Annotated in this window: 12 protein-coding genes; 7 read left to right on the forward strand and 5 right to left on the reverse strand. The window is 71.8% G+C overall.

Features of this window, described 5'->3' with window-relative positions; all coding sequences use genetic code 11:
• Positions 1-5: 5 nt before the first annotated feature.
• Both ACBJ59_RS42670 and ACBJ59_RS42675 read right to left on the reverse strand, forming a co-directional pair.
• Entirely contained in the window at positions 6-1067 is a 1062-nt protein-coding gene (locus tag ACBJ59_RS42670; RefSeq protein ID WP_375115804.1) for a hypothetical protein, read from the reverse strand.
• 58 nt (positions 1068-1125) lie between these two features.
• Positions 1126-2193 (reverse strand): LLM class flavin-dependent oxidoreductase, encoded by a 1068-nt coding sequence (locus ACBJ59_RS42675; protein ID WP_364130382.1) that lies wholly within the window; start codon positions 2191-2193, stop codon positions 1126-1128.
• 94 nt (positions 2194-2287) lie between these two features.
• Between ACBJ59_RS42675 and ACBJ59_RS42680 the strand changes: the two genes are divergently transcribed.
• Positions 2288-2770 carry a hypothetical protein gene (locus ACBJ59_RS42680; RefSeq protein WP_375115805.1) on the forward strand — a complete coding sequence of 161 codons (483 nt, stop codon included), beginning with the start codon at positions 2288-2290 and terminating at the stop codon, positions 2768-2770.
• 23 nt (positions 2771-2793) lie between these two features.
• Here the strand turns inward: ACBJ59_RS42680 and ACBJ59_RS42685 are convergent, their stop codons facing one another.
• Entirely contained in the window at positions 2794-3735 is a 942-nt protein-coding gene (locus ACBJ59_RS42685) for an acyl-CoA dehydrogenase family protein (protein WP_375115806.1), read from the reverse strand.
• A 132-nt stretch (positions 3736-3867) separates the two neighbouring features.
• Between ACBJ59_RS42685 and ACBJ59_RS42690 the strand changes: the two genes are divergently transcribed.
• Both ACBJ59_RS42690 and ACBJ59_RS42695 read left to right on the forward strand, forming a co-directional pair.
• A complete protein-coding gene (locus tag ACBJ59_RS42690) occupies positions 3868-4539 on the forward strand; it encodes a hypothetical protein (RefSeq protein ID WP_375115807.1) in 672 nt (223 codons plus the stop codon).
• A 105-nt stretch (positions 4540-4644) separates the two neighbouring features.
• A complete protein-coding gene (locus ACBJ59_RS42695) occupies positions 4645-6390 on the forward strand; it encodes a proline--tRNA ligase (protein ID WP_375115808.1) in 1746 nt (581 codons plus the stop codon).
• 175 nt (positions 6391-6565) lie between these two features.
• On the opposite strand, the gene ACBJ59_RS42700 is transcribed toward ACBJ59_RS42695, so the two are convergent.
• The gene (locus ACBJ59_RS42700) at positions 6566-7066 is read right to left on the reverse strand and encodes a ferritin-like domain-containing protein (RefSeq protein ID WP_375115809.1); all 501 of its coding nucleotides are present in this window, start codon (positions 7064-7066) and stop codon (positions 6566-6568) included.
• A gap of 72 nt (positions 7067-7138) precedes the next feature.
• The gene (locus ACBJ59_RS42705; protein ID WP_375115810.1) at positions 7139-7603 is read right to left on the reverse strand and encodes a hypothetical protein; all 465 of its coding nucleotides are present in this window, start codon (positions 7601-7603) and stop codon (positions 7139-7141) included.
• A 234-nt stretch (positions 7604-7837) separates the two neighbouring features.
• Here ACBJ59_RS42705 and rimP point away from each other — a divergent pair, with 234 nt between their 5' ends.
• The 4 genes from rimP to infB all read left to right on the forward strand — a co-directional run bounded on the left by rimP (position 7838) and on the right by infB (position 12922).
• Complete coding sequence (gene rimP / locus ACBJ59_RS42710) at positions 7838-8326, forward strand: ribosome maturation factor RimP (protein ID WP_375115811.1); 489 nt, start codon at positions 7838-7840, stop codon at positions 8324-8326.
• 12 nt (positions 8327-8338) lie between these two features.
• Positions 8339-9343: a transcription termination factor NusA gene (gene nusA, locus ACBJ59_RS42715; RefSeq protein WP_364130402.1), complete on the forward strand. Its 1005-nt coding sequence runs from the start codon at positions 8339-8341 to the stop codon at positions 9341-9343.
• Positions 9327-9626: a YlxR family protein gene (locus ACBJ59_RS42720; RefSeq protein ID WP_375115812.1), complete on the forward strand. Its 300-nt coding sequence runs from the start codon at positions 9327-9329 to the stop codon at positions 9624-9626. The genes nusA and ACBJ59_RS42720 overlap by 17 nt, the downstream gene beginning before the upstream one ends.
• Before the next feature lie 125 nt (positions 9627-9751).
• Complete coding sequence (gene infB / locus ACBJ59_RS42725) at positions 9752-12922, forward strand: translation initiation factor IF-2 (RefSeq protein ID WP_375115813.1); 3171 nt, start codon at positions 9752-9754, stop codon at positions 12920-12922.
• Positions 12923-12989 lie beyond the last annotated feature (67 nt).

Raw genomic sequence — 12989 nt, forward strand, 5'->3', positions numbered from 1 at the left:
GTGGTCTAGGTGATGAGCGCCCGGTCCCTTCCGAGGTGGTGGCCGCGCAGGTCGTTCACGGTGCCGGGCGAAGGGGTCTCGGAGACCTTCTGGGCGATCTCCACGTTGATCGAGACGGGGGTCAGCGCGCGTATGGCCTGCTCGATCCGCGCCTTCCACATGGGGTTGCCGACCAGGCTCTCCCTGCCGAACGTCACCGTGAGCGCCGCCGTGTCCAGCGTCCCCTGCCGGCTGACGGCCAGCTCCCACCCCGCCACGCCGTCGATCTTCGACAGCGCCTTCCCGATGCGCGGCAGCGCCAGCCACACGCCCCTGACCAGCACGTGCTCGCCGACGGTGTGGGCGGGCGCCGGGATGTCGGGGCCGGCCGTCCTGGCCACCAGCCCGGTCCTGAGCACCGCGTCGCCGAGCGTCGAGTGCCCGTACGGGGTGATGACCAGCTCGGCGAGCCCGGCCGCCGGGTCCGCCGTGCCGTCCTCGGCCAGCGCCGCCAGCCCCAGGACGCCGTCCACGAGCGGCTTCAGCGGCTCCTCCTCCGCCGTGCGCCACGCCAGGGCGCCCCCGCCGAACGGGCTGGCCAGCACCTCCGTGACCCGGGCCCCGAACTCGCCCGCCAGGTGCCCCAGCGTCCGCCTGGAGGCGATCTCGCCGGTCAGGACGATGTTCCTGAGCCCGAGGTCCAGCGGGTCCAGCAGGAACTCCAGGTGCAGGCGGGCCAGGAAGTCCATCGCGCCCGTCGGGGTGGCGACCAGCGTGGTGGCCTTCAGCGCGGACAGCGCGTGGTGCAGGCGCATCCGGCCGCGCGGGCCCACGCAGGCGGCCGCCCCGGCCACGTCCGCCGCCGCCGCGGCCCACAGGGCGCCGGCCGGCTCGGCCAGGGCCACCACGACCCGGTCGTCCGTACCGACCCCCGCCTCGCGCAGCGCCGCCCCGGTCAGCCCGGTCGCGGCCGCCCGGTCGTCAGGTGACAGCGGGAAGACGCTCGACACGTCGGGGGAGACGAGCAGCAGCCCGGCGGCGGAGCCCGCGGCACCCCCGAGATCGTCCCGAGTCAGCCAGCGCGCCATCAGACCACCACCTCGTCCAGAACCGTGCACCGACCGGACCGCCTGGCGACTCCCGCCATCACCGCACGACCTCGGTCATGAAGAGCTTCATCGCGTCGCACACCCGCTCGTGCGCCAGCCCGCCCACCTGCGCCTGGATGATCAGATCCGTGGCGCCGGCGTCGGCGATCCTGGCCAGGGCCTTGCGCGAGCCCGCCACGTCGTCCACGACCACCATCAGGTGCTCGCGCAGCGTGGCCATGGACTCCTCCGGCGGCATCCCGGCCGCGAGCTGCCCCAGCACCCGGTGGGTGGCGTGGCGGGCGTCGTAGTAGTCGGGCGGGGTGACGAGGTTGACCTGGCGGCGGATGTACCACAGGACGGGGTCGGCGGCCGTGGCGGTGGCCTCGTCGCGGGTGGGGGCGACGAACCAGGGGATCATGAGGGCGACGCGGCGTTCGGCCGGGTCGAAGCCATGCTCGGCCAGACACTCTCGATATTTCGCGATGTCGGCGGCAACGTCGTCGATGCCCTTCAGCATCGTCATGCCGAGCAGGTTGTACCCGTGCCGGGCGGCCGCCAGATAGCCGTCCAGCGAGGTCGAGGCCACCCACACCGGAGGATGGGGCTGCTGGACCGGGCGCGGGTAGACGGCAACGTCGGGGATCTCGAAGAACTCGTTCGACCGGCTGACCGGCTCCCCGTCGGCCCGCCAGATGGCCAGCGTGGCCTCCAGCGAGTCCTCCCAGATCTGCCGCGACTTCTCGAACGGCCGCTGGAACGCCTGGTACTCCAGGGGTGAGGCCCCCCGCCCCGTGCCGAACTCCACCCGGCCGCCGCTCAGCACGTCCAGCGTGGCGACGCGCTCGGCCGTGCGGATGGGCGACTGGAAGGGCAGCAGCACCACCCCGAGCCCCAGATGGATGCGCTCGGTGCGCTGCGAGATGGCGGCCAGGACCAGGTCGGGAGCGGAGGAGTGGGAGAAGCCCCTGGTGAAGTGGTGCTCCACGAACCAGGCGGCCTCGAAGCCCAGCCGGTCGCCCAGCACGACCTGGTCGATCACGTTCTGGAACGCCTGCTGCTCGACGGCGCGAGTGCGACCGCGGACCTCCAGCTCATACCCCAGGCTGATCCGTAGGGACGTCATCGCGCCTCCGGCGAAGTAGGAAACCAAGCGCTCGCTTGGTAGAGCGTATCAGCGGCAAAGACTTGCGGGAAGGGCGCGGCGGCGATCAGAGTGGATGCTCGTGAAGCGAAAGCACGCGCTGCGGCGGCCGAAGGGCGGCACGTTCCCGGACCAAGGCAACGATCTCTCGCTCACCAGCGCCCGCAGATATGAGGCGTTCGGCAGGGTGATGGCCGCGCTCGCGACCGAGGCCGACTTCATCGAGTCGTGCCGCGACCTGACCTGGTGGCGCGGGTCCGACCACAGCTGGCACATCGAGTGGCGCGACGGGCCGTACGCCTCGGAGGTGGCCTCCCTGCTCGTCGAGCAGGTGCGCGACCCCGGCCTCGACGGCTCGCTCGTCACTCGGGCGGGGCCGGGCGGCGACGGCTCGGCCGTGCTCGACGTGATGGGCGTCCTGTTCGAGCTGCGCGCTATCGACCCGATGGGGCGCGCCACCGTACGCGCCCGGCCCGGCTTCTGGCGCCTGGCCGAGGCCCTCGACACCACCCGCCGCACCAACGCCCGCCACCCCTGGGAAGAGCTCCTCGGCGGCTGACTCCGCCCGTCCCCGCCCGGCCCTCAGCTCGTCCCGAAGACGTGATCGGCGAGGCGGGCGCGGTGGGCCTGGGGCGGGCAGAAGAGCTGCGCGTCGGAGGTGGCCCGCTTGAGGTAGCGGTGCGCGGGATGCTCCCACGTGATGCCGATCCCCCCGTGCACCTGGATGTTCTCCCCCGCCGCCACCAGGTACGCCTCCGTGCAGTACGACCCCGCGACGGCGGCCGAAACCCCGTCACCGGCCGCCGCCCCGGCCGCCGACCTGGCGGACTCCACGAGGAGGAGCAGGTCGGCCAGCTTGTGCTTGATCGCCTGGAACGACCCGATCGGCCGCCCGAACTGGTGCCGCCGCCCCGCGTGCTCGACCGCCATCTCCAGGCACCGCTGCGCCCCGCCCACCTGCTCGGCGGCCAGCGCGGCGATCCCGAGGTCGCGGACGCGGGCCCACGACCCCCCGTCGCCCAGCCGCCGTACCGGGGTGTCGCGGAAGGTGAGCCGCTGCAGCGGCCGGCTCTCGTCCATCGTCCGGTACGGCTCCCGCCCGGACGGCACCGCCTCCACCAGCAGCCCGCCGGTGTAGAGGAGCACCAGCTCCCCCTCCAGCGCGTACGGCACGACCCCCGTGAGACGATCCCCCTCCAGAGAGAGGTCGCCGTCCCCCGGCAGCACCACGGTCGCGCTCGCCGTGCCTCCGGCCAGCGCCGCGAGCACCTGCTCCGCCCCGCAGCACCGAGCCGCCTCGACGGCCATCACCGCCGACTGCAGGAACGGGTGCGGCGACAGGACCCGCCCCAGCTCCTCGGCCACGGCGGCCATCTCGGCCGGGCCGCAGCCCGCGCCCCCGTACTCCTCCGGGACGAGCAGCCCCGCGATCCCCACGTCCCGCGCGAACTCCCGCCAGGACGCGCCTGGGCGGGCGGCGAGGTAGTCGCGGACGACGGCGCGGAGGTCATCGGCAAGTGCCACCCGTCCAGCTAACCAAGCGGCTGCTTGTTTTGGCTAGCGGATGACCGAAATTTGCCTTTTTTGGATGAATACATAATCTGGATGTGGTCATCCCCAGGCATCTCCGGGGGAGGGGTTGACCAGGGAATAGAGATGAACAACACCACCATTGACTACGCCGACTTCGCCGAGTACGACCGGCGGCAGCGCGCCATCGAACACCACTTGCTGGCGGCCTTCGCAGGAGGACTGGCCGTCGGCCTGCTCGGCATGTTCATCGCCGGGAACGGCCCCGGATGGATCGGCCAGTTCTACGACCCCTACGCCTATCTCGCCCTTTCGCTGGTGGTGGGCGCCAGCGCGTCGGGGTTCGGGTGGGCGCTCGTGACGACGTTCCTGGCGGCGGTGTCCACGCTGGTGGCGGCCATGGGAGCGGGCGCGCTGAGCGGCCACGACGCCTTCGACATCGTCGGCGGCAGCGCCGCCGGGCTCAACTGGACCATCGTCCTGCTCGTCGGCCTGGGCCTGCTCGCGTACACCACCCGCAGGGAAGACCGCTGGGGCGACGTGGCGGCGGGCGCGGTCGGCGCGGCGCTGATCGCCGACGTGGTCGACCGGGCGACGCCGGGGTTCATCGACAGCGACCGGTCGTTCTGGCCGGTGCCCGCGCTGGCCGTCGGCCTGCTGGCCATCGGGCTGGTCCTCGTGCTGCGCAGGAACGCCCGTGGGCGGGTGCGCGCGCTGGTGATGTCGGCCGTGCTGGCGGGCCTGTTCACGGCCGGCCTGGCCGCCTTCGTGTCCGGGTGGATCCCGCTGGCCGTCTGATCCCGCGCCGGTCGCACCTGATCGTGCCTGATAAGCACGAGCGCGGCGCTCCTCCGACTCGATAGCCTGTAGTCCTTCACATCCAGGTTCGAACAAGGAGTGGCCGTGTTGCTGCGCATGTCGTCGTTGTTTCTTCGCACCCTGCGGGACGACCCGGCAGACGCGGAAGTCCCGAGCCACAAGCTCCTGGTCCGCGCGGGCTACGTCCGCCGCGTGGCCCCCGGCATCTACTCCTGGCTGCCCCTCGGCAAGATGGTGCTGGAAAACGTCGCCCGGATCGTCCGCGAGGAGATGAACCGCATGGGCGGCCAGGAAGTGCTCTTCCCCGCCCTGCTGCCCCGCGAATACTACGAGGCGACCGGCCGCTGGACCGAATACGGCGACACGCTGTTCCGGCTCCAGGACCGCAAGGGCGCCGACTACCTCCTCGGCCCCACGCACGAGGAGCTCTTCACCGACATGGTCAAGGGCGAATACGCCTCCTACAAGGACTATCCGGTCACCCTTTACCAGATTCAGACGAAATATCGTGACGAGGCGCGGCCCCGGGCCGGCATCCTGCGCGGCCGCGAGTTCCTGATGAAGGACTCCTACTCCTTCGACCTCGACGACGACGGGCTCAAGCGCTCCTACGAGCAGCACCGCGAGACGTACATCAGGACCTTCGACCGCCTCGGCATCGAATACAAGATCGTCTTCGCCCAGTCCGGCGCGATGGGCGGCTCGGCCTCCGAGGAGTTCCTGGCGCCCACTCCCACCGGCGAGGACACGTTCGTGGCCTGCCGCTCGTGCGGCTACGCCGCCAACGCCGAGGCCGTCGTCACCACCGCGCCCGCCGCCCGTCCCGTGGACGACGCCGAGCCGCTGCGGGTCATGGACACCCCCGACACCCCGACCATCGAGACGCTGGTGTCCTACGTCAACGAGCACCACGGGCTGTCCGTCACCGCCGCCGACACGCTCAAGAACGTCGTCGTCAAGGTCGCCACGCCCGGCTCCGACAAGACCGAGACGCTGGTCATCGGCGTGCCCGGCGACCGCGAGGTCGACTTCAAGCGCCTGGAGGCGGCGCTGTCACCCGGCGAGCCCGCCATCTTCGAGGCCGCCGACTTCGCCAAGCACCCCGGCCTCGTACGCGGCTACATCGGCCCGCAGATCCTGCGCGAGCTCGGCATCCGCTACCTCGTGGACCCCCGGGTCGTCACGGGCACGTCGTGGGTGACCGGCGCCAACGAGGCCGGCAAGCACGCCGCCAACGTGGTCGCGGGCCGCGACTTCACCCCCGACGGCACGATCGAGGCCGCCGAGGTGCGCGCCGGCGACCCCTGCCCCCGCTGCGGCTCCGCGCTGTCCATCGACCGGGGCATCGAGATCGGCCACATCTTCCAGCTCGGCCGCAAATACGCCGACGCCGCCGGCCTCGACGCCCTCGGCCCCGACGGCAAGCCCATCCGCATCACCATGGGCTCCTACGGCATCGGCGTCTCCCGCGCGGTCGCGGTCATCGCCGAGCAGGCCTACGACGAGCTCGGGCTGGTGTGGCCGCGCGAGGTCGCGCCCGCCGACGTGCACATCGTCGGCACGGGCAAGGAGAACCAGGTGGAGGCCGCCCTGCAGCTCGGGGCGGAGCTGGAGTCGCGCGGGCTGCGGGTCCTGGTGGACGACCGGCCGCAGGTCTCGCCCGGCGTGAAGTTCAAGGACGCGGAGCTGCTGGGCCTGCCGACGATCGTGGTCGTCGGGCGCGGGCTGTCGCAGGGCGTGGTGGAGCTGCGGGACCGGGTGTCCGGCGAGAAGTCGGAGATCCCTCTCGCCGAGGCCGCCGAGCGCATCCTGGCGGCCGTCAACGGCTGACCCTGCTTCTCCCCATCGTCAGCGCCACGTACGGCCCTCCGGGCGCCGTGCGTGGCGCGCGGTGTCAGGCGACCGGGAGGGCCGGCCCCGACCCCTGGGTGACGGTGACGAGACCCCTGCCTCGGGTGCCGGGCACGTCAGGCGCTTCGGGCACGTCGGGCGCCTCGGGCCCGACCTACCCTCCGCCCTGTACCGCTGAGGGCGAGACCGACGGGGCCGCCGCCACCGGCATGCCGGGGAAGGCGGCCGGCTGGGCGGGCCGGAAGGAGTAGGAGCGGGCCACCGCCTCCTGCATGGCCAGCGCGGCGTAGCGGCGCAGCGCCGCCTCCTCGGCGGCGGCCAGCTCCAGGTAGGCGGCCGTGACGCCGGTCTCCAGGTGCACGGCCAGCTTGGCGGCCAGCGTGGCGTCGGAGGGGAAGAACGGCAGCATGTAGGAGGCGTCCGGCTCGGCCGGCTTGCCGCCGCGCGTCGTGATGTACGCGCGCAGCTGGTCGCGCCTGGCCCGGTGCGCGTCGAAGGCCGCGCTGACCTTGTCGCGCAGCGATCCCGACGTCCGCGCCCCGAGCAGCCCGTACGCGAACAGCGCGGCGTGCTCCGCCGCCAGCGCCTTGCGCAGCTTCTCGACGTCGCCGGGGGTCCCGGCGGTCCTGTCGCGGGCGGTCCTCACAACACTCACAGCGACCTCGGCAGGGCGACGGCTCGGACGGCGTTCACAACGACCTCGGCGGGACGGCGGCTGGGACGGTGTTCACAGCGACCTCGGCAGGGCGACGGCGTGGGCGGCCTCGCAGGCGCCGATGCTGGCGATGAGCTGGGCCACCCCGGGCGAGACGCCGTCGAGCTGGCGCGTCCGCTCGGCGGCGGCCTTGCGCTCCAGGGTGCGCAGCCGCGCCAGCGAAGCCTTGGCGGTCGCCGTGGCGCCGGCGGACGGTGACGGCGGCGCCGTGCCGGCCTTCACGTGCTTGCGCAGCTCGTTCAGATGGGCCTGGTGCCGATCCCGGAACGGCACGAGCTTGCCGGCCCCGCCCGAGATCAGGGACGAATAGAGCGCGACCGTACGTTCCTTCTCGGCGATGAGATCCTTCAGCAGGACGGTTTCCGGGGAGTCGGGAGCCGGGGCGGACGGCTGCGGCGGGTCCGACGCGCTGCAGGCGGTCAGAGCGGCCGCCCCGCCCGCCAGCAGGGCTCGCCGGGAGAGCTGACGCGGGCGCACGGACTCGAACCTCCAGTTGGTGCCGGCCCTTGTCGGGGGCCTCGGTAGCATCGTACGGCCAGTGCCCCGGATCACCGTCCGGCGACGCTCCGCCATTCGACCGTGACGAGTGGCGCTCTTTCCGTGCCCTCATACGGATAGGGTGTCAACTGTCGTCGCTGGCTGAGCGGCCAGGCGGCGGGGAGCCAGTGGCGAGGTCCGCCCGGCTGAGACATGACAATAGGGGAGGTCGATATGGGCAGCGCATCACCCCGCGACCACCTGATGAAGCTCCTGGAGCCCGTGGTCAGCGCGGAGGGCCTCGACCTGGAGGACATCACGGTCACCCAGGCAGGCAAAAGACGGCTGCTGCGCGTGATCGTCGACCGTGACGGCGGCGTGAGCCTCGACGACGTGGCCGACGTGAGCCAGGCCGTCTCCGCGGCCCTGGACGACGACGACTCGATGGGCCAGGGTGCCTACACGCTCGAGGTCTCCTCGCCAGGCGTCGACCGTCCCCTCACCGAGCCGCGCCACTGGCGCCGTGCGGCCAAGCGGCTGGTGAAGGCGGAGCTGAGGGACGGCACCGTGGTGGAGGGCCGCATCATGGCCGCCGATGAGGGCGGCGTCGAGCTCGACGTCGCGGGCGCGGCACACAGGCTTGATTACGAAGACCTGACCCGGGGACGGGTACAGGTGGAATTCCGCCGATTCGACGACGACGTCGACGGCGACGAAGGCTAAGGGGGAGCCGTCGTGGACATCGACATGAGCGTCCTGCGCAGCCTGGAGCGGGAGAAGGACATCTCCTTCGACCTGGTCGTCAAGGCGATCGAGGACGCTCTGCTGATCGCTTACTTCCGCACCGACGGCGCCGCCTCCAAGGCGCGGGCCGAGCTCGACCGCAGCAGCGGTCACGTCATGATCTGGGCGGCCGAGCTGGACGAGGAGGGCGAGGTCGTCAGGGAGTTCGACGACACGCCTAACAACTTCAGCAGGATCGCCGCCACCACTGCCAAGCAGGTCATCCTGCAGCAGCTGCGCGACGCCGAGGACGAGATCAACTTCGGTGAGTTCGCCAGCCGCGAGGGCGAGCTGGTCTCCGGCGTCATCCAGCAGGGCAAGGACCCGCGCGTGGTGCTGGTCGACCTCGGCAAGATCGAGGCCGTGCTGCCGCACGCCGAGCAGGTCCCCGGCGAGGAATACGTGCACGGTGAGCGCATCCGCGCCTACGTGGTGCAGGTGAAGAAGGGCCACAAGGGCCCCTCGGTCACCCTGTCGCGCACGCATCCCGGGCTGGTGAAGAAGCTGTTCGCGCTCGAGGTGCCGGAGATCGCCGACGGCACCGTGGAGATCGCGGCGGTGGCGCGCGAGGCCGGCCACCGTACGAAGATCGCGGTCCGGTCGCGCAAGCCCGGCGTCAACGCCAAGGGCGCCTGCATCGGGCCGATGGGCTCGCGCGTGCGCAACGTGATGACCGAGCTGCACGGCGAGAAGATCGACATCATCGACTGGTCGGAGGATCCCGGCGACTTCGTGGGGAATGCCCTGTCGCCCGCCCGCGTTTCCCATGTCGAGGTTCTCGATCTCGACGGGCGTGTGGCCCGGGTGACCGTGCCCGATTACCAGCTCTCGCTGGCCATCGGGAAAGAGGGGCAGAATGCCCGGCTCGCCGCGAGACTCACAGGATGGCGGATCGACATCCGGCCCGATACACAAGCCGAGGACGCCGCCGGTTCCGTAGATGCGTCAACACGGTAAGCTGGAATATGGTGGCCAAGCGGTCCCACAGCGCACCTGTGTGGGCTGCAGGGTTCGCACGGCTAAGTCCGAGCTGCTCCGCCTGGTGAGGGTCGAGGACCACGTGGTCCTTGACCTGCGAGGACGGCTTCCTGGCCGAGGTGCATCGCTGCACCCGTCCATAAGCTGTCTGGAGCTTGCCGAGCGGCGCCGAGCGTTTCCGCGCGCGTTCCGCGTGCCGGGGCCGCTTGACGTGTCGCCCGTGCGGGCGCACCTGGAGGGAGAACCACGAAATGTCATGTAGGACGCCGAGTTGATGGGCGGAGTCAGATTGCTATGAGCGCCTGATGAGCACGCGGCGATGAAGACGTCAAGGTAGCGACGGTCCGGACGGCACAGCCAGCCTCCCGGGCCGAGTAAGGGAGTGCAGTGGCGAAGGTCCGGGTATACGAGCTCGCTAAGGAGTTCGGCGTAGAGAGCAAGGTCGTCATGGCCAAGCTCCAAGAGATGGGAGAGTTCGTCCGTTCGGCGTCCTCGACCATCGAAGCGCCGGTGGTCCGCAGGCTCACCGAAGCGTTGGGGGCATCCAAGGGTGGCCCCTCGAGAGGCGGCGGTCAGCCGTCCAACAAGCCGCAGCCGCCAAGGGCTGCTCCCCGGCCGGCGGACAGCCAGGCCGGTAACGGCGCCGGACAGGCGTCGGTCCCCGCCCCACCGCGTCCGGGTCCCAAGCCCGGTCCGCGTCCAGGCCCCGCGGGTGGCGGTCAGCCGCGCCCGCCGGTGCCGATGCCTCACCAGCCGCAGCAGCAGCCTGAGGCCGCGCGCGGTGAGACTTCAGGGGCTCCGCAGGCGCGTTTCGAGAGCGGCGCGCCCGCTCGTTCCGAGAGTGCGCCCGCTCGTCCCGAGAGCGGGGCGCCAACCCGTCCCGAGAGCGGTGCGTCCGCTCGTCCGACCCCGGGCCCGCGGCCTGGGCCCGCGCCCCGTCCCGGCCCCAAGCCCGGCCCGGCGCCTCGTTCGGGCGGTCCGGGTGCCGGTGGCGGCTCCCAGCAGGCGCCGCGCCCCGGTGGCGGCGGTGGCGCTCGCCCCGGACCGGGTCCCAAGCCCGGCCCGCGTGGTCCGCGTCCTGGTAACAACCCGTTCTCTTCCAACGCCAGCGGCATGGGTCAGTCCCGTCCGCCGCGTCCGGGCGGCAACCGCGAGGGCGGTGGCGGTCCCGGCCAGCGTGAGCGTCGTGACGGTCCGCCGCGCGACGGCGCGATGCCGCGTCCGCCGCAGGGTCGTGGCGGTGGCGAGGGCAGGACCGGCGCGGCCGGCCCGCGTCCGGGCCCGCCCCCCGGCGGCCCGCGTCCGGGTCCCGGCGCCGGTGGTCCCCGTCCGGGTGGCCCGCGTCCCAACCCGATGATGATGCCGCAGGGTCGTCCTGCCGGTCCCGGTGGTGGCGGCGGTGGCCGTCCCGGCGGTGGCGGCGGTGGCGGTGGCGGTCGTCCCGGCGGTGGCGGCGGTGGCCGTCCCGGTGGTGGCGGCGGTGGCGGTCGTCCCGGTGGCGGTGGCGGCGGTTTCGCCGGTCGCCCGGGTGGCGGCGGCACCGGCCAGCGCACCGGCACCGGTGGTCCCGGCGGCGGTGGCGGCGGCTTCGGCGGTCGTCCCGGTGGCGGCGGTCGTGGCCGTGGCGGTGGCACCGCGGGAGCCTTCGGGCGCCCCGGCGGCCGTCCCGCGCGTGGCCGCAAGTCCAAGCGCCAGAGGCGCCAGGAGTTCGACAACATGTCGGCGCCGGCGATCGGCGGTGTGCAGGTCGCTCGCGGCAACGGCGCGACGATCCGCCTGCCGCGCGGTGCGTCGCTGTCCGACTTCGCCGACCGCATCGGCGCGAACCCGGCCTCGCTCGTGCAGATCATGCTGCACCTGGGCGAGATGGTGACCGCGACGCAGTCGGTCAACGAGGAGACGCTGCAGCTGCTCGGGGCCGAGCTGGACTACAACATCCAGGTCGTCAGCCCGGAGGAGGAGGACCGCGAGCTTCTCGAGGCCTTCGACATCGAGTTCGGCGAGGACGAGGGCGACGAGGCCGACCTGGCCGCGCGTCCGCCGGTCGTGACCGTCATGGGTCACGTCGACCACGGTAAGACCAAGCTGCTCGACGCCATCCGCAAGACCAACGTGGTGGCGCGCGAGGCGGGTGGCATCACCCAGCACATCGGTGCTTACCAGGTCGCCGCCGTGCACGAGGGCGAAGACCGGAAGATCACCTTCATCGACACCCCGGGTCACGAGGCGTTCACCGCCATGCGTGCCCGAGGCGCCAAGTCCACCGACATCGCGGTGCTGGTGGTCGCGGCCGACGACGGTGTGAAGCCGCAGACGATCGAGGCCCTCAACCACGCCCAGGCGGCCGAGGTGCCGGTCGTGGTCGCGGTCAACAAGGTCGACAAGGAGGGCGCCGACCCGAACAAGGTCCGGGCCCAGCTCACCGAATACGGCCTGGTGGCGGAGGAATACGGCGGCTCGACGCTGTTCGTCGACATCTCGGCGAAGAACGCCACGGGCATCGACGAGCTCCTCGAGGCCATCCTGCTGACCGCGGACGCCGAGCTCGACCTGCGGGCCAACCCGACGATGGACGCCCAGGGCATCGCGATCGAGGCTCACCTCGACAAGGGCCGCGGCCCTGTCGCGACCGTCCTGGTCCAGCGCGGCACCCTGCGCGTCGGCGACTCGATCGTGTGTGGCGAGGCCTTCGGCCGCGTCCGCGCGATGCTCGACGACAACGGCGACGCGGTCGAGGAGGCCACGCCGTCCCGTCCGGTCCTGGTGATGGGTCTGACGGCCGTTCCCGGCGCCGGTGACAACTTCATCGTGGTCACCGACGACCGGATGGCCCGGCAGATCGCCCAGCAGCGCGCGGCGCGCAAGCGCAGCGCCGACATGGCGAAGTCGAGCCGCCGCCTGACTCTCGAGGAGCTGTTCAGCAACCTCGAGAAGGGCCGCGTCGACGAGCTCAAGCTCATCATCAAGGGTGACGTCTCCGGTTCGGTGGAGGCCCTGGAAGACGCCCTGCTCAAGATCGATGTCGGCGACGAGGTCAGGCTTCGTGTCCTGCACCGCGCGGTCGGCGCGATCACCGAGTACGACGTCAACCTGGCCGTCGCCGACGACAACGCGGTCATCATCGGCTTCAACGTCCGCCCCGAGCCTCGGGCGCGCGACCTGGCCGAGCGCGAGGGCGTCGACATCCGCTACTACTCGGTCATCTACCAGGCGATCGAGGAAATCGAAGCGGCGCTCAAGGGCATGCTCAAGCCCGAGTTCGAAGAGGTCCAGATGGGCACCGCCGAAGTCCGCGAGGTCTTCAAGGTGCCGAAGATCGGCAACGTCGCCGGTTCGCTGGTCCGCTCCGGCGTGATCGTCCGCAACAGCAAGGCCAGGGTGATCCGCGACGGCGTCGTCATCGCGGACAACCTGACCGTCTCGTCCCTGCGTCGCTTCAAGGATGACGCGACCGAGGTCCGCGAGGGCTTCGAGTGCGGTATCGGTGTCGGCTACAACGACATCCGGATCGACGACGTGATCGAGACGTTCGAGATGCGGGAGAAGCCGCGCGTGTGACGCGCGGCCGGGCGCCCGGCGGGACATCCGCGGGGCGCCTCTCGCACGCCCTGGCCTGGTTCCCACC

The sequence above is a fragment of the Nonomuraea sp. MTCD27 genome (genome assembly GCF_041950495.1).
GTDB lineage: Bacteria > Actinomycetota > Actinomycetes > Streptosporangiales > Streptosporangiaceae > Nonomuraea.

Bases quoted from the DNA above. Each gene is read 5' to 3' on its own strand.
- ACBJ59_RS42720 (WP_375115812.1), top strand. From the start codon at position 9,327: ATGCGTCAACACGGTAAGCTGGAATATGGTGGCCAAGCGGTCCCACAG.
- ACBJ59_RS42680 (WP_375115805.1), top strand. From the start codon at position 2,288: ATGCTCGTGAAGCGAAAGCACGCGCTGCGGCGGCCGAAGGGCGGCACG.
- ACBJ59_RS42675 (WP_364130382.1), bottom strand. From the start codon at position 2,193: ATGACGTCCCTACGGATCAGCCTGGGGTATGAGCTGGAGGTCCGCGGT.
- ACBJ59_RS42670 (WP_375115804.1), bottom strand. From the start codon at position 1,067: ATGGCGCGCTGGCTGACTCGGGACGATCTCGGGGGTGCCGCGGGCTCC.
- ACBJ59_RS42690 (WP_375115807.1), top strand. From the start codon at position 3,868: ATGAACAACACCACCATTGACTACGCCGACTTCGCCGAGTACGACCGG.
- rimP (WP_375115811.1), top strand. From the start codon at position 7,838: ATGGGCAGCGCATCACCCCGCGACCACCTGATGAAGCTCCTGGAGCCC.